Raw genomic sequence first — 21382 nt, forward strand, 5'->3', positions numbered from 1 at the left:
AGGAGGAAAGAGAATGAAATACAAAACAACAGATGAATGGAGAAATTTTTCTTTTGCAGAGGCATATATTGGAGATATTCAGGCAACAAATGGATTCTTTCACATGGAGCTTGATAATGTGACAATATTACCGGAAAATTCTTGCAACCGGGATATACGAAAAATGCGTACCAATGGATTAGTATTAAAATTAGAAGATTTTGCGATTACATCTCTAATAGAGGAAGGATATAAAGTATTTGATGCAAATGGAAATCCCATGAAAGAGGTAGAGGATGTTGTTATTGCAGAGAAAGACTACTTTTCTGTAATCAAGGAGTTGGTGGAAGGCGTGATTTATTCTTTGGAAAAAGAAGAAAATACCTATGTTTTTTCCATTGATGCGGTGAATGAGAGGACGTATACACTTGAAGTGAAAGCAAGCCATGATATTGAGGAGTGGGAGCGGTTTCTTAATTTGACAGCGGAATAAGTAGAGTATGATTAATGAGTTGAAAAAATTTAGGAGGAAAGATGATGAGTGAATTTACAACAATTCCAAACCATGTGAAGTTTAAAGCAAAGAAATTATTTGGTGAGGTAGGAAGAATTATTGATGGTTCCATTGCCTATATTGATTTAGAAGGCGGTGGTCCGGTAGAGCAGCATACCCATGAACATGATCATTTATTTATTGTAACCCAGGGAGCTGCGAAAATTTTGTTAGGTGATGAAGAAATTGTATTGAAAAAAGATGAGGCTTTTTTGGTAAAAGGTTCTATTCCACACGCCACTTGGAACATTTCGGATGGTGAGACTGTTATGATAGGAATTTCAGTAAAGCAGGAAAAATAAGTGCAAGAAAATAATTGACATGGACTCCTTTCAGGTATAAAATAGTTCACAAGTGAACAAAATGAAAATGAACTATGGAGAGAGTTATGACCAATGAATTAGAACTGTTGATTACAGGAAGACAATTTCAAAAAATGTGTGAAAGAGAATATGAGACAATCAGGAAGAAGTACGACTTGCGAAAAGTAGAGCTGGATATGTTATATTTTCTGGATTATTTTCAAGAGGCAAGAACGGCGAAAGATATTGCCAAAATGCGGCAGGTATCCAAAGCTCATATTTCTTCGGCGGTGGAGAATCTTGTGGGAAGACAGTTGCTTGAAACAAGAGAGGATCCGGAAGACCGCAGGCGTATGCTTTTGGAATTAACAGAAGCAGGAGGAGAAATTGTAAAGGAAGTAGCCTTGGTTCGAAAGCGTATGACAGAAATTGTTTATGATGGTATTACAGACCAAGAGAAACAAGTAATGCAGCAGGCAGCAAAGAAAATGATGCAGAATATGCAAAAAGAGATTAAGGTCACCGGAAAGGAGAATGCGCAATGAAGATGATTGCTATTGACAGAGAATATGGAAGCGGTGGAAGAGAAGTAGGAAAGATTATTTCAGAGAAAACAGGAATACCATGTTATGATAATCGTCTGATTATGGAAGCAGCAGAGAATTTTGGACTAAGTGTGGGCATGATGAAAGATTATGATGAAAAGAATATTGGAAGTACCCTGTATAATATTGCCATGATAGCCAGCAATATGAAAATGGATGGAGAAAGCAATAAGACATATGAGATTTATTATGCTATTTCTGAAACGATAAAGAGAATTGCTGCTGAGGGACCGGCCATTTTTATTGGAAGATGTGCAGGTGAAACGTTAAGGGAGAATGAAAATGTTGTAAATGCGTTCATTTATGCATCAGATGTAGAAAAGCGTAAACAGCGTATCATGGAAGTGGATCATGTATCGGAAAGTAATGCAAATTATGCATTAAAGAGACGGGATAAGCAGCGAAAAGCATTTTATGAGTTTTATACCAATAAGAAGTGGGGAGAACGGCAGAATTACGATATTATGCTAAATACAGCGAACTTAGGATATGAAGCGTGTGCAGATATTTTAATTGATATAGCCAAGTAGAAAGATGATGAAGAAAACGGTAATTTTTGATTTAGACGGAACATTGCTAGATACAGAAAAATATTTTAAAGTATTCTGGCGTAAGGCGGCAGCAGAATATGGATATGATATGAGTGAAGAACAGGCATTACAGTTGAGAAGCCTGGGAAGACCATATGCTCCGGCATTATTGCGTGAGTGGTTTGGAGAAGATTTTGATTACATAAAAGTGCGGGATTGCAGAAGGAAACTGATGCAGCAGCATTTAGAAAAAGTGGGACTTGAGACAAAGCCGGGAGCAGAGCAGGCGTTGAAACAGTTAAGAGAAGAAGGATGCCGCATAGCGCTTGCAACTGCAACTCCAACGGAACGAGCAAAGGAACAATTGGAGCAGGTCGGCCTTTTGAACTATTTTGATGAAATTGTCAGCGCGGTACAGGTAGAACATGGAAAGCCGGCGCCGGATGTTTATCTATATGCTTGTCAAAAGCTGGGAGTAGAACCGGAAGAAGCATTTGCAGTGGAGGATTCTCCAAATGGTGCTATGTCAGCAATTAAGGCAGGGCTGAAAGTTATTTTTATACCGGACCAGACTCAGCCGGAACCGGAACTGTCGGAGCAGATATATGCATGCATTCCTGATTTATTACAGCTTCCAGGTACTTTAAAGAGATAGAAAATAATACACCCCTCAAAATAAGGGTAAAAATATGTTGACAAACCCTTATTTTGAGGGGTATATGCTGGATGAAATCACAGCATATCCTGCAACATGAAACCAAGTGTAAGTTGCAATCGTGTGTCCAGACTGGAAAGATTCATATCAAGAATCTCGGCAACTCGATTCAATTTATAATTTATCGTATTTCGGTGAACGAATAATTCGTCGGCAGTTTCTTTTACACTTCCATCATTTCGCAGATAAGTCCAAAGTACATTTGCAAGGTCGGAATTATTTTTCTGATCGTATTCTATAAGCGGTTGGATTGTTTTTTCATAGTATTCTTCTAAAATTTCATTATCTTCTACTCCCATTAATAATTTATAAATTCCCATATTGGAATAAGCCAGCATATTGGAACTATCTTTCTTATTTTCCATGAAGTTCTGAATGGAAAGTGCCTGATGATAACTTTTGTATAAGCAGCGGATACTTTTGGTGCATTTCCCGATGCTTATAAAGAACTGCTCGTTTTTTTGAAGATAACGGGATAAATACTCATGCATATCATTGGTAAAGGAATTCATCATTTCTTCCGAATAATTTCCGGTAATTGCAATCAACTGATTTTCATTATAAAAAATAGCGAATTTCTTGTATTTACGATGCTGCAAATGATTATCTACATCAAGGCAGATGTTTTCAAGTCGTTTTTGTGAAATTGTATTTTGGGCGGAATCTATGATGCGGATAACACAAGTGTAATAATTCCAGTTGATGTGAAATCCGTGCTGTGAAAGCGGAACGACAAAAAGTTCCTCCTGTTTTGGAAAAAAGATGGCATTTTTAAAGGCTGCAGCTATTTCCAGATTTGCCTGTTCCGATTTTGTAATCATAGAAGAAAAAATTCGCATAATTTCAGCAATATGTATTTTCCAAGGAACTGAAAAAATAGGGAAATCATGAGAATTTCCAAAATCAATTATTTCTTGCGGGATGCGCTCTAAAAATGGGCCAATGTTCAATACGATACCGGAAGCATTATTTTCCCAGATGTTTTCTACTAAATCTAAAATAGAAAGACCATTATTCAATCCAATGCCGGTAGTAAAGGCAATTTCACCTCCCTCTAAGAAGGAAGAGGCTTCTTTTGTTTCAATCATATGTACCCAGCTTACCATGTTAGAAAGTCCTTGCTCGCCTGCAAGCAAAGTAATATCCATATGTGAGACTTTTTTCATTAATCGACTTAATTCAACTGCCAAAAAAATCAACTCCTTTTAAATGTATATATAAAAAAAGACAAAGAAATCTAAAAGACTTCTTTGTCTTAGAAAAGATATTACCTCTTTTTGGGAAAAAGGTCAAGAAATAATTTGTGCTTTGGCACAATTTGTTTTGGGCTGTGATTTATTGTTTTGCAATTTGAGATGTATATAATGTGAATCATCAAAGGGAAAACAAACAAGAAAAATAGAAAAGAGGTAATAACGATGAATGGAGCAGAAGTAGTAGAAAGACAGAAAAAATATGTATTACAGTCATGGAGCAAACAGGGAAATCTAAATCCTATTCCTGTGGAAAAAGCAGAGGGAATTTATTTTTATGATTATGATGGAAAACGATATACTGATATGTCATCTCAGTTAGTAAATTTAAATCTTGGATTTGGCAATACAGATATTGCAGAAGCAATCAAAGCACAGGTAGATAAGTTTTGTTTTGTGGGACCTTCTTATGCAGCAGAACCAAGATCAGAGCTGGCAGAGATGATTATCAATTTGTTACCGGATACTTTCGGAAAAGTTTTTTTCACCAATGCAGGTGCAGATGCCAATGAGAATGCAATTAAAATTGCAAGAATGTATACGGGAAGAAAAAAGATATTTAGCCGTTACAGAAGTTACCATGGTTCTTCCTTTGGAGCAGGTAATCTGACCGGTGAACCGAGAAGATATCCTCTGGAACCGGGAATTCCGGGATTTGTAAAGTTCTTTGATCCATATATTTATAGAGAACCAATTGAATTTGCATCGGAAGAAGAAGCAACAAAGTATTATTTGACGAAGTTAAGAGAACAGATTTTATATGAAGGGCCAGATAGCGTTGCGGCTATTGTAATGGAGACAATTACAGGTTCTAACGGTGTTATCATCCCGCCGAAAGGATATCTGCCAGGCGTTCGCAAAATCTGTGATGAGTTTGGAATTGTAATGATTTGTGATGAAGTTATGGCAGGCTGGGGTAGAACAGGTAAGATGTTTGCGTTTGAGAACTTTGATGTGGTTCCGGATATTGTTACTTTTGCAAAGGGCGTTACCTGTGGCTATGTTCAGCTGGGTGGTGTTGCAGTAAGCAGCAAGATAGCAGAATACTTTGATGATCATTTGTTATCCTGTGGTCTGACGTATAGTGGACATCCGCTTGCTTGTGCAGCAGGAGTTGCTTGTGTAAATTATTATACCAAGGCAAATATTCTGGATAATGTAGAAAAATCAGGAAAAGCACTTGCCGCAAGACTGGATGCTATGAAAGAAGCACATCCATGTGTAGGCGATACACGTCACATCGGACTTTTTGCCTGTGTAGAATTGGTAAAGGATAAAAAGACCAAGGAAGCACTTGTTCCTTATGGACAGGACCCAGAGGGAACCATGGGTAAGATTATAGGTAAGTTGAAAGAACGCGGCTTTATGACGTATTCTCATGAAAATATGATTTTTGTATGCCCACCACTTATTATTACGGTAGAGCAGTTAGAAGAAGAATTGGATAAGTTGGAAGAAGTATTAAGTATTGTAGATAAAGAGTTCATATAGAAAAAAGTTCAGGAAGGGAGGGAGAGCTTATGGCGCATTTCACAGTACCAAACCATATTTTTACGGGAAAAAGTGCTTTGGAAGAAGCAATGTCTTATATGGGCAATTGCGGAAAAATGGCATTGATTGTAACCGGAAAGCATGTAGGGAAGTCCCCAATGTATGAAAAACTGGTTAAAATGTTGGAAAAGGAAAAAATCGGTCATGCGACCTTTGATGGGATTACGGGTGAGCCGACAGACCAGATGATAGAGGAAGGTCTAAAACAATATAAAGCGGAAGGCTGCGATTTTGTAATTGGAATTGGTGGTGGAAGCCCTCTCGATTCTGCAAAGGCGATTTCAGCCATGGCAGTAAATGAAGGAAAAATAGCAGATTATATGGGAAAAGAAATTACCGGAGAAATTCCTCCTGTTGTTGCTATTCCGACCACAGCAGGAACTGGCTCAGAAGCGACGAAGTTTACGATTATTACAGATCAGGAAAAAGATATTAAGATGCTTTTAAAGGGAGATTGTCTGGTGCCTCAGATAGCTATTATAGATCCGGATTTTTCCATGGATATGCCCAAATCAGTGACTGCAGCGACCGGATTAGACGCTTTTACCCATGCGGTAGAAGCCTATACTTCAAAAAAGGCGTTTGGAATGACAGATACATTAGCCATTTCAGCAGTAAAACGGATATTAGAATATCTTCCAAAGGTTTATAAGAATGGATATGATGCAAAGGCGCGGGAAGAGATGGCAATTGCTGCCTTGGAAGCAGGAATCTGCATCAATAACTCAAGTGTTACGATTGTACATGGTATGAGCCGACCCATTGGTGCATTATTTCATGTCCCACATGGATTGTCCAATGCCATGTTGCTAAAAGAGTGTATTGCGTTTGCTTTGGACGGCGCATATGACCGATTTGCAGATTTAGCAAGGGCAGCGGGTGTTGCAGGGGCAGAAGAAGAGGATGAAATAGCAGCCAATAAGTTTCTTGTGGCAATAGAGCATCTATGTAAGGTCTGCGAAGTCCCGACATTGGCAGAGTATGGCGTAAAGAAAGAAGAATTTGAGGCTGTAATAGAAAAAATGGCAGAGGATGCAATTGCTTCCGGAAGCCCCGGAAATACAAGGAAAACGGTGATGAAAGAACATTGCGTGGAGATATATAAAAGGGTGTATGGAGAATGAAATGTGCTGGAGCACAAAACACTTTGTGCTGCAACGCATTGAAAAGAGTTACTGAAAAAATTATACTCTTTTTATAGAATATAAGAAGGAAACGATAAAACATAGCAAAGGTGCTAGGAAAAAGCCTTTGCTATGTTTTTTTATAATCTTTTCCATATAACGGAGGTAATGCCATGAGTGAAACAGTAAAAAAAGAAGTTGAAATAGAAATCAAAGACCTAGGAGTTACTTTTCAGGATAATTCCGGTAACGATGTACAAGCATTGACGGGGGTAAACCTGGATATTTATAAGGGTGAATTTGTATCTCTGTTGGGACCGTCCGGGTGCGGAAAGACTACACTGCTTCGCTCTGTAGCAGATTTGCAGGAACCGACAGAAGGAACTGTCAGGATTGCAGGGATGACACCAAAGGAAGTCAGAATGCAGCAGAAATTTGGATTTGTGTTCCAGCAGCCGGTATTGTTCGATTGGCGAACGGTAAAGAAGAATATCGAACTTCCGCTGGAAATTATGTATTATTCCAAGGAAGATCGTTCCGCAAGAGCAGATGAAATGTTGGAAATGGTAGGACTTAAGAATTTTGCAAATCATTTTCCAAAACAGTTAAGTGGTGGTATGCAACAGAGAGTTAACATAGCAAGAGCATTCGGGCTTCGGCCGGAAATCCTTCTGATGGATGAACCGTTTTCTGCATTGGATGAATTTACGAAGGAAAAGTTACATGAAGATTTGCTTCGAATCTGGAGACAGACCAATAAAACAGTATTATTTGTAACCCATAATATTCAGGAAGCAGTTTTCCTATCAGACAGAGTATGTGTCCTGTCACCTCATCCGGGAAGATTATCGGCAGTAGTAGATATTGATTTGCCAAGACCAAGAACATTAGAGATGAAGGAGACACAGCACTTCAATGAATTAGTTACTAAAGTACGTAACAGCTTTGAAGGGGGAAGTGTTTAATGAAGAATAGAGTAAAAAGTCTTACGAATAAAAAATGGGTATCCACAGTTTTCTGGTTGGTAATCATAGTGATTGCTTGGGGAATAGGAGCTTCTATCATAGAGGTAACTAAGAGAACGCCGGAAAATATTATGCCACATTTATATCAGATACTGGAGGCGGCATTTTCTACAAAACCGGTTGCTAATGGAATGTCGGCGACCATGGTGGTTCTTACCAGCGCCAGAGCAACATTAGTAAGAGCTTTGGGAGGTTTATTGATTGGTACAATACTTGGATTCCTACTGGCGTTATTGATGAAACTTTCTGGACTTGTGGAAAAATTGATTTTTCCATATTTGATGTTGATTCAGTTGATTCCGGTATTGGGTCTTGCGCCAATTGTTTTGGCAATTACAGGAGATATCAACAAGAGCAGAATTGTAATAGCAGCAATCTTAAGCTTTTATCCAGTGGCAACGAATACATTGGCAGGATTTAAATCTGTAGATAAAGATAAGTACGATTTGATGTACACTTATGCAGCCAAAAAAAGAACTATTTATGCAAAGGTATTAATCCCTTCTGCAATTCCTTATTTTTTTACAGGACTGAAAATAGCAGCCCCATTAGCAATCACAGCGTCCATTTTGGTGGATACCTTGCAGGGAGATGGTGGACTTGGATGTATGTTATCACAATCTTTAAAACATGCGATGTCTATTTATGTATTCTGGTTGATTGTTTTCTTTAGTGCATTTATTGGAATTTTTAGTGGATATCTGATGAGTTGGATTGAGTCATTGGTTTCACCGGAAAAAAGAGGGCTTAGAAAAGCCAAGAGTAAGAAGGGAGGGAACTGATTATGGCACAACAAAAATTAAAAAGAAAGAAAAGCCTTTATCAGAGAGGCAAAGAAAATAAAAAGCTGCAAGCGGCGTTAACAGTTATTTTACCGGTTGGCTTTGGAATTTTGATATTTGCACTCTGGCAGGGACAAATCTTACATAAAATGTTCCATACAGATACCTATACCTTGCCTCTACCAACTAAGATTGGAAGCATATTTATGGATAACCTGGATAAGATTTGGGAAAATACTCAGTCTACAATATCTGTTGCTTTTATAGGCTTGGTGCTGGGAAGTCTTCTGGGATATGCAGTGGCAATTTTGGCATCCTTTTTTCCAAAAATGGGAAAAGGGGGGCTAAGCATTATAGGTGCATTTGCATCTATTCCGGTAGTTGCAATGGCGCCGGTGCTTAATAACTGGACAAAGGATATATCCAATGAAGCAAGTGTCCGAAGTATGGTTGCAAAAATAATTGTAGTTATGCTTGTTTCGGCAGCAAATATGAGTTTAAATGCGTATCGTGGTCTGACAGAACTTAAGCCATATGCGTTGGATTTGATGGCAACCTATGCTGCCAAAAAAAGAGTAGTTTTAGTAAAACTCAGATTACCAAACTCCGTGCCATATATTTTTATAGCTTTAAAGGTAGCAGTTCCGGCAAGTATTATGACAACAATTGTTAGTGAATATTTTGCAGAATATATTACAGGTGTGGGACGTCAGATTCGTGAAAATATTGTGTTGGCACAGTATTCTACCGCTTGGGCTTATATTGTAACAGCGTGTCTGTTAGGAATCATTTCTTATGTGATTTTAATGATAGTACAGAGTATTTTGCTAAGGAAACATCAATAATCTTTGGCTGAATATATAGAACAAAAGTAGAACCGATGAAAAAGGAGGACATTATTATGAAAAAAAGAACAATGAAACTGGTAAGCCTGCTTTGTGTAGCAGCAATGACAATGTCAATTTTTGTAGGATGTGGAAAAGCTTCAGACGAAAATACATCAGGAAGCAATAGTTCAGAAAGCAGTAAAGAAGAATCCGGAAGTGATACAGAAGATGGTGGAACAGAAACAGCACTGAGTGATGAGGAAGTTATCAAGGCAGCGGCTGCTGACGGAAAAGTAGGTAACTGGGGACTTGGTAATGAATATGAGATTTTGGCTCTGTTAGCAAAATATGAACTTCCGACAGAGTATTTAAGTCAGGACTTTACTATGGATGGATTTGACGATGATTCCGTTACCCTTGCTTCTGCAATGACTTACAATGAATTGGGATTAGTACAAAATGATTATGACGGTGGCTATGGCTACGGCGATTCTGTTGGAATTATTGATATGAATAATGAAGGAGTTGCTATGCTGGAGGATAATATTTTCTGTACCAAGAAGTTCGCAGAAGAAAATCCAAACACAGTTGCAGCATTTTTATATGCATCCTTAAAGGGATGGGAATATGCAGTAGAAAATCCGGAAGAAGCAGCAGAAATCTGCTATGAATATGGTTCTTCTGTATCAGCAGACCATCAGGCATATATGGCAAAAGAGGTTGCAAAGCTGGTTACCACAGATATGAATGGAAATTCCGTAAGTGATATCGGTAATATGGATGAAACAGCAATGGAACAGACTCTGGAAATTGCAAAGAAGTACGTTACTTTAGATGATGCGGATGCAAATACAGCACTTCAGGCAATTACACTGGATGATATCCGAGATACTTCTTTCCTGGAAACAGCAAAGGCTTCTGACGGTGCTTTTGACGTAGAGAAATCTGAGGTTTCTATCCAGTTGAAATGGCTGCCACAGGCGCAGTTCATGGGCTATTATGTAGCATTGGATAAAGGTTATTATGATGAAGTTGGTCTTAAGGTAAATATTGTTTCCGGTGGTGGAGATATTGCAGAAACAACAGCAGTAAATAATGGAACAGTAGACTTTGGAGTAACATGGGTAACTAACCTTGCTTCTGCAAATGCAGGCGGTATGGATTTGGTAGAAATAGCACAGATTTATCAGAGATCAGGTCTGGTATTGGTATACAAACCAGAGAACTTTAAATAAGAAAAAGTAACTTACAGTACAGCATGGTGGAAAGTCCGGCAAAGGGCCGGACTGGAATCCACCGGATAAAAAGAGGTGTATACTATGGATTTGTTAATTAAAGGTGGAACAGTTGTAACAGCAACAGAGAGTTTTATTGCAGATGTAGCAGTAAAAGATGGAAAAATTGCTGCAATCGGAAAAGATTTAGAAATGCCGGCGGAAAAAATAGTAGATGCTACAGGAAAATTGGTTTTACCGGGGGCGCTGGATGCTCATACTCATATGGCAATGCCGTTTGGTGGAACGGTATCTGCGGATGGGTATTTAGCTGGAACAAGAGCTGCTGTATGCGGTGGAGTTACAACTATTTTTGATTATCCGGTACAGCATAAGGGAGAGACCATTCTTGGACTGGTAAACTCCAAGAAAGAGATTTTGGAAAAGGAAGCATGTTGTGACTATGCATTCCACTGTTGTATTACTGATTTGAATGAGGGAGAGATTTTAAATGAAATGGAGCAGGCGGTAAAGGAAGGAATCACCAGTTTTAAGTGTTTTCTGGTTTATAAAAAAGAAGGCATGATGGTGGATGATGGTATGCTGGCAACTTTGTTGCTTCGAGCAAAAGAACTGGGAGCTATGATTAATGTACATGCAGAAAATCCGGATTTGATTGATCTTCGTACGGCACAGTATTTGAAAGAAGGAAAGACCTCTGCATGGTATCATTACATGAGCCGACCGGAATTCGTAGAAGCAGAGGCAGACAAACGAGTTGTTCATTGGGCTACTCATCTGGATGCACCGGTTTATATTGTGCATATGGCAGATAAAGAAGGACTGGAGGCATGCATCAAGGCAAAAGAAGAAGGACATGAACTTTATGTGGAAACTTGTCCTCAGTATTTGGAATTTACTTGTGATGTTTATAAGAGAGAAGACGGAAGAAACTTTGTATGTTCACCGCCAATGAAAGGGCAGGAAAGCCTTGATGCGTTATGGAAAGCATTAAAGGCGGGATTTATAGATACGGTTGCTACCGATCATTGTCCATTCCAAAGTTATGAAAAGGATTGGGGCAAGGATGATTATACAAAGATTCCGAATGGATGTGCCGGAGTAGAAAATCTCTATCCTTATATGTTGGATGCGGCAAACGCAGGAAAAATATCCTTTGAGAAAGTAGTAGAAGTGTGTGCTACAAATGTAGCAAAGATTTTTGGATGTGAAAACAAGGGAGCAATTGCCATCGGAAAAGATGCTGATATTGTTCTTTATGATAAAGAAAAAGATTTTACCATTAGTGTAAACAACATGCATTCGGATTATGATCATACCATCTGGGAAGGGAAAAAACTTCACGGATATCCGATACAAACCTATTTGCGTGGTAAATTGGTGTATGACAATGGGGAATTCGTAGGAACCCCGGGAACAGGTGAATATGTAAAACGTATACCGAAAAAATAAAAAGAAGGAGGCAGGTGCAATGGCATATGAAGAAATCAGAATAAAAAGTGAGGTAGGGAGATGTCTGCTATGTCATGATGCGCCTTGTGCAAAAGCGTGTCCGGAAGCAGCAGGAATAGATAAGATTATACGTTCCCTGAGATTTGAAAATTATACAGGAGCGAGTCGGAGGTTACAAAATAGTAATATCGATTCAGAATGTGCTACCAAATGTATGGAAGCTTGCAACAGAGGAAAAATTGATAAGTCCATTGATATACCGGGGATTTTGGAGGATATGAAGGTATATTCTACTGAAATACAGGAAAAGAAAGTAGATTTGTCCATTGATTTTTGTGGTGTACATTGTGAGAATCCATTTTTTCTTTCCTCATCCGTAGTGGGAAGTAATTACGAAATGGTAGCAAAAGCATTCGATATGGGCTGGGCAGGAGTAGCGTTTAAAACAATTGGGCTTTTTGTGCCGGATGAAGTTTCGCCAAGATTTTCGGCAATGGAAAAAGAAAGTACTCCTTTCGTAGGATTCAAGAACATTGAGCAAATTTCTGACCATACACTGGAAGAAAATCTGGGATTTCTAAAGCAGTTAAAAAAGGATTATCCTACAAAGGTCATCATTGCTTCTATTATGGGGCAAAATGAAGAAGAGTGGACAATATTGGCACAGAAAATGGAAGAAGTTGGTGTGGATATTATTGAATGTAATTTTTCCTGTCCACAGATGGTAGGAGAAGGTTTAGGAAGTGATGTAGGAACGAATCTGGAACTGGTGAGCAGATATACCAAAGCGACAAGAAAGGGTACAAAGCTTCCGATTCTTGCTAAAATGACGCCGAATATTACCAAGATGGAGGAACCGGCAATAGCTGCGGTGCGTGCTGGTGCAGATGGTATTGCGGCAATCAATACGATTAAGAGTATCATGAATGTGAATCTTAATGCGTTTGAATCAGAACCTACTGTGGTAGGAAAATCTGCAGTCGGTGGTTATTCCGGAAAAGCAGTAAAGCCAATTGCACTTCGCTTTATTCATGATATGAAAAAATGCGAGGAACTAAAAAATATTCCTATCAGTGGTATGGGAGGAATTGAGACTTGGCGTGATGCAGCTGAATTTATCACAATGGGATGTGGAACTATTCAGGTGACTACCTCTGTTATGCAGTACGGGTATCGTGTGATAGAAGATATGATAGAAGGCTTTTCTAATTATATGATTTCAGAGGGAATTACATCAGTGGCAGATATGGTAGGAAAGGCATTGCCACATTTGGTTTCTGCAGACGAGTTGGAACGAAGTACCATTGAATATCCTAAGTTTGACCGAAAAAAATGTATCTCTTGTGGCAGATGTTATTTATCCTGTTACGATGGTGGACATCAGGCATTGCGTATAGATGAGAAAACGGGCCAGCCTATGATGGATGCAAAGAAGTGTGTTGGTTGTCAATTGTGTAAATTAGTTTGTCCGGTAGGAGCAATTACAGCAGGAACAAGAGTAGAAAAGAAAAAATAGTAAAAAGGATGGTGTTTTTTATGTATACATGTAGTTTAGAAAGAATGACAGATAAGATTAAGACATTTTCGACATTTGGAGATGCAGGCCATGGTGGAATTACAAGATATTCCTTGTCTGAGGCAGCTATTCAGGCAAGAAACGAGTTTCGAAAGAGAATGGAAGCCATTGGAGCGATTATAGAAATTGATGATGTGGCCAATATGTACGCAACTCTTCCGGGAACAGATCCGGATGCGAAAAGAATTGTTATGGCATCTCATTGTGACTCTGTAAAAAATGGTGGAAATTATGATGGTATCTTAGGTGTTATGTCTGCCATGGAAGTATTAGAAACAGTAGCAGCAAATAATATACCTCATAAGCATCCGCTGACAGCTATGATTTGGACAAATGAAGAAGGTTCTTTGTATCCACCTGCTATGATGTGTTCCGGTATCGTATGTTATGATTATCTGCCGGAGGATATCAGAAGCAAGTTTAAATATGAGGACATGATGAAGTCCACGAGTATTCTGGATAATAAAAGTACTTTTGGGGAAGCATTGGAAAAGTCGGGATTCAAAGGCGATAAGAAATATAGACTCAGCCCGGAAAAGTATTTGTATATGTTTGAAACACATATTGAGCAGGGGCCAATTCTAGAGGATGCAGGAAATGATATTGGAGTGGTTGACTGTGTGCTTGGAATGTTTAATTACAGATTAAAATTTTATGGTCAGACAACCCACGCAGGAACATTCCCAATGCCAAAGAGAAAGGATGCATTTTTGGCAGCGTCTCAGGCATTATGCTACTTGCATGAGGAAATTGATAAGTTGGGATACCCGGAGCTTGTATATACTACCGGCGAAGTAGTTTGTCATCCATGTGTACATACCTGTGTACCTGATTTCTTTGATTTTTCCTTTGATGCAAGACATGAAAAACCGGAAGTACTGGAGAAGGTTTTGGAGATTGTAAAGAGTTGTGCGGACAAGACATGGGCAGGATGTACCTGTGAAGTGGAGAGAGCATGGAATCGAGATACCGTATATTGGGATAAAAAACTGGTAGGGTATGTAAAAGAAGCAGCAGAAGAATTAGGTGTTTCCCATCAGTACATTCATTCCGGGGCAGGTCATGATGCACAGTTTGCAGCCTATATGTTACCAACTACTATGATTTTTGTACAGTCAAAAGATGGTTTATCCCATTGTGAACCGGAATATTCTTCACCGGAACATTGTACCGAAGGTGCGACTGTGATGCTGAATGCAGTGCTGAAGGCAGATGCAGAATAAGGGGAGAAAAATAGAGAATAGAGGTGACAAGTATGCAGAATTATGTTATTACGATTGCCAGAGGATTTGGAAGTGGTGGAAAAGATATTGGTACGCGATTGGCAAAAGAACTGGGAATTCCGTGTTATGATAGGCAGATTCTTACTATGGCATCTGATAAAAGTGGAATAGATGAAAGCGTTTTTGTGGAGACGAATGAAAAATTGCGAGGAAAATATATTGCAAATTTTCTTCGAAAAATGCCGGTAACGGGAGTATTAGATCCGCATGAGAAAGATTTTGTATCGGATATCAATGTATTTAATATACAAGCAGAATTAATTCGGAGCCTTGCGGTAACAGAAAGCTGTATTATTATTGGAAAATGTGCAGATGATATTTTAAGAGATTACAAAAATGTAATTAGTGTATACATAGAGGCACCTCGGTCTGCCTGTGTAAAGTCTATTCAGGAAAAAATGCATGTTTCAGCAGAACGGGCAAATCAATTGATTCGTAGTACAGATAAATATCGGGCGAAGTATTATAGCTATTATTCCGGTGGAAAAGATTGGACAAATCCAACAAACTATGATTTGGTTTTAAATAGTGACAGAATTGGTAGAGAAAATTGTGTGAAGCTTATTAAAGATTATATTAATATTAAATTTGGTGAAAACTAAGTATATGAACCAAAAGCCGGAATTATTAAAATGAGATAGAAGGGACAGTCGTAGAAAAAGCCGAAAATTCATTTTGAAAATGAGTTTTCGGCTTTAGTTTAGATTTCCTTGTTTTTCTCGGCAAGCAATTTGCGCAAATGGGCGTTTTCCTGTTCTAGAGATTTAATCTGTTTTTTGTCTTCCTGTTCCATAGTAGCCTTTTCTTGCTTCAATTTTTCAATCTCTTTTTTCTGTTCTTCAATCATAAATTGAACAGTGTTACGGTCTAAAATGCTTAAGGCTTCTGAGTACATATTTACCAACTCCTCTGGTTTATAGCGAAATTGACAGATATCCTGATAAAGTTGTCGAAACATAGGGTATTTCCGGGTAATCATACAAATATGCTCAGGAGCATCTGAGCCCAGAAAATACAACCATGCCTCTAATTCTGTAATTTTATTATGCGGTATTGATAGAAAAATATCAAGTGGAATATAAATGAATTTTTGTAAATGCTCCAACTGAAGACCCGTATCAAAAGACTGTTCAGAACGATGAATATAGTGTTGTGGATGTTGGTGAAATTCCCATGAACTATTTTCTAAAAGTACGATACAATAAACAGGTTTTAAATCGCGATATGTAAAATCGGTGCCCCGTTGTTCTTTTACTTTGTCATATTGTCGCAGTAATAAATCGGAAGAATAACAAGCACCACGCTGGCCGGGAAAGGCATAGCCGTTTTTCTGAATTTCTACATTGGTCATTGTACCATCGGACAATTCCACCAGAATATCCATAATCAGCAAAGAGCCTGCTTCGGATAATCGGTCATGTTCTCTGGGTAATGCTCTTTTTACCGTGATTTTTTCACCAATAATACAAGTGAGTAAATTGGATAAACGACTAGGATAGGTTTCAGGATCAAAAATTTTCTTGAAAAATGGGTCATAGGAAATTTTAACGCCACGGTTTCCCATGCAGAAAGCTAACATTTCCTCCTGGAATTGTTCAGAGAGTGTCAGAAATTTGCTATAGACAGTTGGATTCTTTTTGATTTCCATGATGACTTCGTTGCGCAATCTTGGTTCGCCAAGGATTTTAGGTAGATGTTTGGTAATAGATTTTAACGATGATAAATTTTGTGTCATAAATGAGAGATGCCTCCTTTGATAAGTAAGATAAAATAGAGTTGATTAAAAAAATAGTTGTTATGCTTGGGGAATCCCAAAGGATGTAAAAAAATAGAGTCTTTAGAATTCTTATACATGATGAATATCATGTAAGATAAAAGATGGAAATACTGTAACATGATTTTTATTGAATGGCAAGAAAAAAAGTATAATAAAAACTTTATTGTAACAACCCCTAAGTTATGATAAGGTAGAGAAAACGAAAGAGAAAGATGGGGATATGAAAATGAAAAAGAAAAAGAAGTTGGTTTTGGCAAGTAAGATATTATTGGGAATATTCTTCTTACTGTTACTAGCAGTGTTAATGAGTATTTCATATGAGGCAGATAATATTTCGGGTGTTCTTTTACTCCTGTTTTTGGCAGTGAGCGCATTGACAGTAGTTACTCTTCTGATAGAGTTTGTCCTGGAAATGATAGAAAAATGGAAGGAAATGGGAATCCGTTCTATTTTGCTTATTCCAGGACAGGTGGTAATATATTTAGCAATATTTTTTATCTGTGATTATTTCATACAGCATGAGGTGAGAAGCCCGTTACGTTATTTGGTGACATCGGTAATTATGGTAATCACTATAACTGGTGTGAACTACTGGAAACGGGTGAGGAACGAATGATTTGTGTAGTCTCCCCTTGAATTAGCAAAGGTAACGTAGTAAAACTTTGAATTTGCAAATCAGGATGGGCAAGTTTATGCAGAATCATCATTCCTGCCTGTCTACCCATATCATACATGTTGATGTCAATGACGGTTGGTTTTGGGTCAATAATGGCAGAATAAGGGTATACGTCAAATGTTAAAAAAGCAATATCTTCCGGCACGCGAAGACCGGACTTTTCGATAGCCTTGGAAACACCCAGGGCTATCATGTTATTTTCACAGATAATGGCTCTGGGACGGTGGCTGGATTCCAGCAGAGAAAGAGCAGCCTGAAAACTTTCTGCAATACTGGAGTCAGTATAGAGAATATGGTCTTCTGATACTTGATAGCCGTACTTATGCATGAGTCCAAGAAAGCCCTTTTGACGTTGTACCGAAATGGTATCGGTGCGTTTTCCACCAATAAAGGAAGTATCGGTGTAACCGCAGGAAATCATATGCTCTGCTGCAAATTCTCCTGCCAGTGTATGGTTGGTGTCAATCCAGCAAAGTTGATTGGAAAAACTAGGATGACCTATGACGATATGCGGATATTTTTCTTTTATTAACAATTCGGCAGTTTCCTCACTGATGGCAGAACCATGCACAACGATAGCATCTGCACATTTCTGTGAAATCACTCGTGTAACAGTTTCTCCCGGATGATTTTCTTGAGAAGTGTCTACCAGCGTCATGGAATAACTGGTTTCTGCCAGTGCATTCTGGACACCACACATAATATCAAACATGTGGGGATTCTTATATGCTTCATTTTGCGTCAAAGCAGTGAGAAAAACAATATTCATTGTATTTTGTCGTGCGAAGTTTACGGCACGGGCATTCGGGGTATAGTTCAGTTTTTGAATTGCAGCCTGTACCCTTTCTTTTGTAGCAGGAGAAATGGTGGTCCAACCATTTAATACCTTGGAAACAGTAGAGATAGAGACACCGGCTTCCTGTGCTACATCACTAATGGTAATCGCCATAGAAATACCTCCTAGAATAATTACTAATTTTAAGGTTATAGTATAGCGCTTTCCTAACAAAGTCAATATTTTCTTTTGGAAAAAATTGACTTTATAGGGATTCAACGCAATAATAATAACAGAAGCAGGCTTCAAATAATCAAAAATAAGGAAAACGATTTCCTAAAGGAGGAAGAAACATGAAACGATTTTTATGTTGTTTATTATGTGGGTGCATGACCATGGGATTATTAGCTGGTTGTGGAAACAAAGAGAATGAAGGAGCGAAAGAAACAGGTGTAACAGAAGGAACCGATGCACAGGGAGAAAAAGAGAATATTGTCATCTGGCATGATGGAGACGAGGGAATTATGGATACCGTTGCTCATTGTGTGAATGAAGAATTGAAGGATGAAAATATTCAGGTGACTTTTGAGAAAAAGAGTGGTCTGACAGACCAGTTACAGTTATATGGAAATGATGAAGCAAACGGACCGGATATGTACTTTTATGCACATGATTCTCTGGGAATGTTGGTAGAAATGGGAATTCTGGCACCAATTACAGATTTGATTACGGAAAGTGATGAGGCAGATATGCTTCCTATGACAATAGAAGCCGGAACTTATAAGGATACCCAGTATATGTTGCCGGTATATTTTGAAACATTATTGTTTATGTACAATAAGGATTTGTGGGAAGGAGAAGTGCCAAATACCACAGATGACCTTTTGGCTTATATGGAGCAGCATACAGATGTGGATGCCGGAACTTATGCAGTGGTAAATCAGCATTCTACCGCGTATAATGTGGCACCATTTATCAATGGATTTGGTGGTTACATTATCAATGAATCAGCAGAACCCGGATTAAATCTTCAGGAAACAAAAGATGCTATTACCTATAATCAGAAGTTTGCAGCATTACAGGCAGATGGAGATTATAATACAGTAACTACATTATTTAATGATGGAAAGGCAGCAGCCATTATCGGTGGCCCATGGCTGGTAACAGGAATCAATGCAGCAGGCATTAATCTTGGAATTAAGTCTTTGTCTGAATTTGCTTTACCAAATGGAGAAAAATTAGCACCTTATTCCGGTGTACAGGGTGTAGGTGTTATGAAATATGCTGCTGAGAATAAAAAGGATGCTGTTACAAGTGTATTGAAAGCCTTAGCAAGTGAGCAAGTAGGAATTGATCTTGCAGTAAATGCGAATTGTGCTCCGGCAAATCAGAAGTCATATGAGGATGCACAGGTATCTTCTAATGAGATGATAACTGCCATGAAGACCACAGCAGAAACAGCACAGCCAATGCCAAATATTCCACAGATGAGTGTCATGTGGGGACCGGCAGAATCATTGCTTGCAGCAGTTAATAAATCAGGAGAAGATGTAAATGATGCAGCAGATCAGTATCAGAAGGAAGCAGAATCTGCTATTACAGATATGCAGTAAAGGGATGTAACAGATGAAAAGAAAGAAGAGAGCAGCGTGGCTGTATTTGACACCGGCATTAATTTTAATAGCACTGATTATAGTGTTCCCTATTTTGTATACCGGATATATTTCACTGACAAATATGAATCTGTTCCATTGGAATAATTATAGCTTTGTTGGACTGGAAAATTATAAAAGAGCTTTTGCAAAGGCAGATTCCGGCTTTCTGGCGGCCATAGGAGTAACCCTCCTGTGGACGCTGGTCAATATGGTACTGCAGGTAGTCATTGCGTATTTTATTGCATTAGGACTGAATGTAAAAGGATTGAAAGCAAATCGTATCTATAAGACACTTTTGATGTTTCCATGGGCAATGCCGGCATATGTATCCATTTTGTTGTGGAGAGTGTGCATGTACAATACAGAATTCGGCTTGTTAAATCAGATATTAGAAAAACTGGGACTGGAAAAATTAAATTATCTCTCTCAAAATGTTCCGGCATTTATTTCATGTACCATCTTGAATTTGTGGATGGCATTGCCCTTTATGATTATGATGATAGACGGAGCGTTGCAAAGCGTGGATAAAAGTTTTTATGAAAGTGCACGATTGGATGGGGCGGGATTCTGGAAGCGTAACATCTACATTACAATTCCATGTATCAAGCCGATTTTGGCTCCGGCAGTGGTAATGACGACGTTTACTACTTTTAAGCAGTTTGATATTGTCTACTTGCTTACCATGCAAAAAGGTGCGTTATCCGGTGCATCACTACAAACTATTATTACATATGCACATCAAAATGCCTTTGTATCGAACAATTATGGATTGTCCTCCGCAGTATCGATGTTGATATTTGTTCTTATCATTATCTTTTCACTTTATACGAATCGGGGACTGAAGGAGGAGAACAAATGAAGCGCAAAAAAATAAAAAATACCATAAAATTAACGGCGTTGCATATTACGTTTATTATGATTTGTCTGGTGTGCCTGGTACCGATTCTGTACGCGCTTTCTCTGTCCTTCAGCGGAAGCAGCAGCGCATTATCTTCGGATTTTCATTTGATACCTCAGGATTTTACCTGGAAAAACTATCAGGCAGTTTTTACGGAAAAACCATTTTTAATGTGGTTAAAAAATTCCGTGATTTTAAGTATAGGAACGATGATTCTTGCTATGGGATTTGCGGTTAGCGCAGCTTACGCTGTTTCCAGATATCGTTTTAAAGGACGTCGTGGATTGATGATGACGTTGCTGATGCTGAACGCATTCCCACAGATATTGAGTATGTTCGCTATATTCCGCTTGTTTAAGACCATGAATCTGCTGAATTCCAGAATTGGGTTGATTCTGGTGTATGCAGGTTCCATGTGTATCTTTGCTATCTGGAATATGAAAGGCTATTTTGATACGATTCCGGAGGAGATTGAAGAAGCAGCTAAGATTGATGGTGCCGGAGATTTTCGGATTATGGCGAAAATTGTACTTCCGCTGGCGAGACCGGCAATTATTGTAACCGCAGTCATGGTACTTATTTTTGTATGGAATGAATATTTATTTGCCACTACCTTTATGTTGAATGAGTCCAGTTACACATTGGCGGGTGGATTATATCAGTTACAGGCAAGCGATTATAGCAGAAGCTGGCCGTTATTTACTGCGGCAGCGGTAATGGTCTCAGTACCTATTCTGGTTATTTTTTTCTGCATACAAAAATATATGGTCTCAGGGCTTACTGCAGGCGGTGTAAAAGGCTAATAAGGA

Annotated in this window: 22 protein-coding genes; 19 read left to right on the forward strand and 3 right to left on the reverse strand. The window is 38.6% G+C overall.

The genetic code is table 11. The features are described 5' to 3' along the window. Positions 1 to 13: 13 nt before the first annotated feature. The 5 genes from BIV20_RS01670 to BIV20_RS01690 all read left to right on the forward strand — a co-directional run bounded on the left by BIV20_RS01670 (position 14) and on the right by BIV20_RS01690 (position 2624). The gene (locus tag BIV20_RS01670; protein ID WP_075721425.1) at positions 14 to 472 is read left to right on the forward strand and encodes a subtilin biosynthesis sensor protein SpaK; all 459 of its coding nucleotides are present in this window, start codon (positions 14 to 16) and stop codon (positions 470 to 472) included. A gap of 44 nt (positions 473 to 516) precedes the next feature. Further along, positions 517 to 834 carry a cupin domain-containing protein gene (locus BIV20_RS01675; RefSeq protein WP_202817016.1) on the forward strand — a complete coding sequence of 106 codons (318 nt, stop codon included), beginning with the start codon at positions 517 to 519 and terminating at the stop codon, positions 832 to 834. A gap of 86 nt (positions 835 to 920) precedes the next feature. Further along, positions 921 to 1379, forward strand: coding sequence for a MarR family winged helix-turn-helix transcriptional regulator (locus BIV20_RS01680; protein ID WP_075721423.1), 459 nt, complete (start codon positions 921 to 923; stop codon positions 1377 to 1379). Continuing rightward, positions 1376 to 1969, forward strand: coding sequence for a cytidylate kinase-like family protein (locus BIV20_RS01685; protein ID WP_075721422.1), 594 nt, complete (start codon positions 1376 to 1378; stop codon positions 1967 to 1969). The genes BIV20_RS01680 and BIV20_RS01685 overlap by 4 nt, the downstream gene beginning before the upstream one ends. Positions 1970 to 1976: 7 nt before the next feature. Further along, positions 1977 to 2624, forward strand: a complete 648-nt coding sequence (locus tag BIV20_RS01690; RefSeq protein WP_075721421.1) for an HAD family hydrolase — start codon at positions 1977 to 1979, stop codon at positions 2622 to 2624. A gap of 77 nt (positions 2625 to 2701) precedes the next feature. Here BIV20_RS01690 and BIV20_RS01695 read toward each other — a convergent pair whose 3' ends face one another. Next, complete coding sequence (locus BIV20_RS01695) at positions 2702 to 3874, reverse strand: PucR family transcriptional regulator (RefSeq protein WP_075721420.1); 1173 nt, start codon at positions 3872 to 3874, stop codon at positions 2702 to 2704. A gap of 183 nt (positions 3875 to 4057) precedes the next feature. Here BIV20_RS01695 and BIV20_RS01700 point away from each other — a divergent pair, with 183 nt between their 5' ends. The 10 genes from BIV20_RS01700 to BIV20_RS01745 all read left to right on the forward strand — a co-directional run bounded on the left by BIV20_RS01700 (position 4058) and on the right by BIV20_RS01745 (position 15394). Beyond that, entirely contained in the window at positions 4058 to 5428 is a 1371-nt protein-coding gene (locus BIV20_RS01700) for an aminotransferase class III-fold pyridoxal phosphate-dependent enzyme (RefSeq protein WP_278335686.1), read from the forward strand. Positions 5429 to 5457: 29 nt separating this feature from the next. Then, positions 5458 to 6612, forward strand: a complete 1155-nt coding sequence (locus BIV20_RS01705) for an iron-containing alcohol dehydrogenase (RefSeq protein WP_075721418.1) — start codon at positions 5458 to 5460, stop codon at positions 6610 to 6612. A gap of 173 nt (positions 6613 to 6785) precedes the next feature. Further along, positions 6786 to 7577: an ABC transporter ATP-binding protein gene (locus BIV20_RS01710; RefSeq protein ID WP_075721417.1), complete on the forward strand. Its 792-nt coding sequence runs from the start codon at positions 6786 to 6788 to the stop codon at positions 7575 to 7577. Next, positions 7577 to 8419 (forward strand): ABC transporter permease, encoded by an 843-nt coding sequence (locus BIV20_RS01715; protein WP_075721416.1) that lies wholly within the window; start codon positions 7577 to 7579, stop codon positions 8417 to 8419. The genes BIV20_RS01710 and BIV20_RS01715 overlap by 1 nt, the downstream gene beginning before the upstream one ends. 2 nt (positions 8420 to 8421) lie before the next feature. Further along, a complete protein-coding gene (locus tag BIV20_RS01720; protein ID WP_075721415.1) occupies positions 8422 to 9264 on the forward strand; it encodes an ABC transporter permease in 843 nt (280 codons plus the stop codon). A 56-nt stretch (positions 9265 to 9320) separates the two neighbouring features. Beyond that, on the forward strand, positions 9321 to 10481 hold the full coding sequence (locus tag BIV20_RS01725) for an ABC transporter substrate-binding protein (protein ID WP_075721414.1): 1161 nt from the start codon (positions 9321 to 9323) through the stop codon (positions 10479 to 10481). 84 nt (positions 10482 to 10565) lie between these two features. After that, on the forward strand, positions 10566 to 11933 hold the full coding sequence (hydA, locus tag BIV20_RS01730; protein WP_075721413.1) for a dihydropyrimidinase: 1368 nt from the start codon (positions 10566 to 10568) through the stop codon (positions 11931 to 11933). 19 nt (positions 11934 to 11952) lie between these two features. Further along, positions 11953 to 13449: an NAD-dependent dihydropyrimidine dehydrogenase subunit PreA gene (gene preA, locus BIV20_RS01735; protein WP_075721412.1), complete on the forward strand. Its 1497-nt coding sequence runs from the start codon at positions 11953 to 11955 to the stop codon at positions 13447 to 13449. Positions 13450 to 13469: 20 nt separating this feature from the next. Continuing rightward, on the forward strand, positions 13470 to 14732 hold the full coding sequence (locus tag BIV20_RS01740) for a Zn-dependent hydrolase (protein ID WP_075721411.1): 1263 nt from the start codon (positions 13470 to 13472) through the stop codon (positions 14730 to 14732). Positions 14733 to 14764: 32 nt separating this feature from the next. Then, positions 14765 to 15394: a cytidylate kinase-like family protein gene (locus tag BIV20_RS01745; RefSeq protein WP_075721410.1), complete on the forward strand. Its 630-nt coding sequence runs from the start codon at positions 14765 to 14767 to the stop codon at positions 15392 to 15394. A 98-nt stretch (positions 15395 to 15492) separates the two neighbouring features. On the opposite strand, the gene BIV20_RS01750 is transcribed toward BIV20_RS01745, so the two are convergent. Continuing rightward, complete coding sequence (locus BIV20_RS01750) at positions 15493 to 16527, reverse strand: PD-(D/E)XK nuclease family transposase (RefSeq protein ID WP_083655245.1); 1035 nt, start codon at positions 16525 to 16527, stop codon at positions 15493 to 15495. A 268-nt stretch (positions 16528 to 16795) separates the two neighbouring features. Here BIV20_RS01750 and BIV20_RS01755 point away from each other — a divergent pair, with 268 nt between their 5' ends. After that, the gene (locus BIV20_RS01755) at positions 16796 to 17185 is read left to right on the forward strand and encodes a hypothetical protein (protein WP_158024943.1); all 390 of its coding nucleotides are present in this window, start codon (positions 16796 to 16798) and stop codon (positions 17183 to 17185) included. Here BIV20_RS01755 and BIV20_RS01760 read toward each other — a convergent pair. Further along, positions 17142 to 18194 (reverse strand): LacI family DNA-binding transcriptional regulator, encoded by a 1053-nt coding sequence (locus BIV20_RS01760; protein ID WP_075721408.1) that lies wholly within the window; start codon positions 18192 to 18194, stop codon positions 17142 to 17144. The two genes, BIV20_RS01755 and BIV20_RS01760, sit on opposite strands and share 44 nt — an antisense overlap. Positions 18195 to 18373: 179 nt before the next feature. On the opposite strand from BIV20_RS01760, the gene BIV20_RS01765 reads away from it, so the two are divergent. From BIV20_RS01765 to BIV20_RS01775, 3 genes are read left to right on the forward strand one after another with little or no spacing between them, the layout of a single operon-like run. Continuing rightward, entirely contained in the window at positions 18374 to 19633 is a 1260-nt protein-coding gene (locus BIV20_RS01765) for an extracellular solute-binding protein (protein WP_075721407.1), read from the forward strand. Between the two features lie 13 nt (positions 19634 to 19646). Then, positions 19647 to 20534 carry a carbohydrate ABC transporter permease gene (locus BIV20_RS01770; protein ID WP_075721406.1) on the forward strand — a complete coding sequence of 296 codons (888 nt, stop codon included), beginning with the start codon at positions 19647 to 19649 and terminating at the stop codon, positions 20532 to 20534. Beyond that, a complete protein-coding gene (locus BIV20_RS01775; protein ID WP_075721405.1) occupies positions 20531 to 21376 on the forward strand; it encodes a sugar ABC transporter permease in 846 nt (281 codons plus the stop codon). The genes BIV20_RS01770 and BIV20_RS01775 overlap by 4 nt, the downstream gene beginning before the upstream one ends. The last annotated feature ends 6 nt before the right edge of the window (positions 21377 to 21382 follow it).

The organism is Roseburia sp. 499 (genome assembly GCF_001940225.2).
Taxonomy (GTDB): domain Bacteria; phylum Bacillota; class Clostridia; order Lachnospirales; family Lachnospiraceae; genus Petralouisia.

What these genes read in the sequence shown, in the direction of transcription:
- BIV20_RS01705 (WP_075721418.1), top strand. Translation starts at nt 5,458, where the DNA reads ATGGCGCATTTCACAGTACCAAACCATATTTTTACGGGAAAAAGTGCT.
- BIV20_RS01715 (WP_075721416.1), top strand. Translation starts at nt 7,577, where the DNA reads ATGAAGAATAGAGTAAAAAGTCTTACGAATAAAAAATGGGTATCCACA.
- BIV20_RS01775 (WP_075721405.1), top strand. Translation starts at nt 20,531, where the DNA reads ATGAAGCGCAAAAAAATAAAAAATACCATAAAATTAACGGCGTTGCAT.
- BIV20_RS01680 (WP_075721423.1), top strand. Translation starts at nt 921, where the DNA reads ATGACCAATGAATTAGAACTGTTGATTACAGGAAGACAATTTCAAAAA.
- BIV20_RS01710 (WP_075721417.1), top strand. Translation starts at nt 6,786, where the DNA reads ATGAGTGAAACAGTAAAAAAAGAAGTTGAAATAGAAATCAAAGACCTA.
- hydA (WP_075721413.1), top strand. Translation starts at nt 10,566, where the DNA reads ATGGATTTGTTAATTAAAGGTGGAACAGTTGTAACAGCAACAGAGAGT.
- BIV20_RS01740 (WP_075721411.1), top strand. Translation starts at nt 13,470, where the DNA reads ATGTATACATGTAGTTTAGAAAGAATGACAGATAAGATTAAGACATTT.
- BIV20_RS01670 (WP_075721425.1), top strand. Translation starts at nt 14, where the DNA reads ATGAAATACAAAACAACAGATGAATGGAGAAATTTTTCTTTTGCAGAG.
- preA (WP_075721412.1), top strand. Translation starts at nt 11,953, where the DNA reads ATGGCATATGAAGAAATCAGAATAAAAAGTGAGGTAGGGAGATGTCTG.
- BIV20_RS01725 (WP_075721414.1), top strand. Translation starts at nt 9,321, where the DNA reads ATGAAAAAAAGAACAATGAAACTGGTAAGCCTGCTTTGTGTAGCAGCA.
- BIV20_RS01685 (WP_075721422.1), top strand. Translation starts at nt 1,376, where the DNA reads ATGAAGATGATTGCTATTGACAGAGAATATGGAAGCGGTGGAAGAGAA.
- BIV20_RS01755 (WP_158024943.1), top strand. Translation starts at nt 16,796, where the DNA reads ATGAAAAAGAAAAAGAAGTTGGTTTTGGCAAGTAAGATATTATTGGGA.
- BIV20_RS01770 (WP_075721406.1), top strand. Translation starts at nt 19,647, where the DNA reads ATGAAAAGAAAGAAGAGAGCAGCGTGGCTGTATTTGACACCGGCATTA.
- BIV20_RS01720 (WP_075721415.1), top strand. Translation starts at nt 8,422, where the DNA reads ATGGCACAACAAAAATTAAAAAGAAAGAAAAGCCTTTATCAGAGAGGC.
- BIV20_RS01765 (WP_075721407.1), top strand. Translation starts at nt 18,374, where the DNA reads ATGAAACGATTTTTATGTTGTTTATTATGTGGGTGCATGACCATGGGA.
- BIV20_RS01690 (WP_075721421.1), top strand. Translation starts at nt 1,977, where the DNA reads ATGAAGAAAACGGTAATTTTTGATTTAGACGGAACATTGCTAGATACA.
- BIV20_RS01745 (WP_075721410.1), top strand. Translation starts at nt 14,765, where the DNA reads ATGCAGAATTATGTTATTACGATTGCCAGAGGATTTGGAAGTGGTGGA.
- BIV20_RS01760 (WP_075721408.1), bottom strand. Translation starts at nt 18,194, where the DNA reads ATGGCGATTACCATTAGTGATGTAGCACAGGAAGCCGGTGTCTCTATC.
- BIV20_RS01675 (WP_202817016.1), top strand. Translation starts at nt 517, where the DNA reads ATGAGTGAATTTACAACAATTCCAAACCATGTGAAGTTTAAAGCAAAG.
- BIV20_RS01750 (WP_083655245.1), bottom strand. Translation starts at nt 16,527, where the DNA reads ATGACACAAAATTTATCATCGTTAAAATCTATTACCAAACATCTACCT.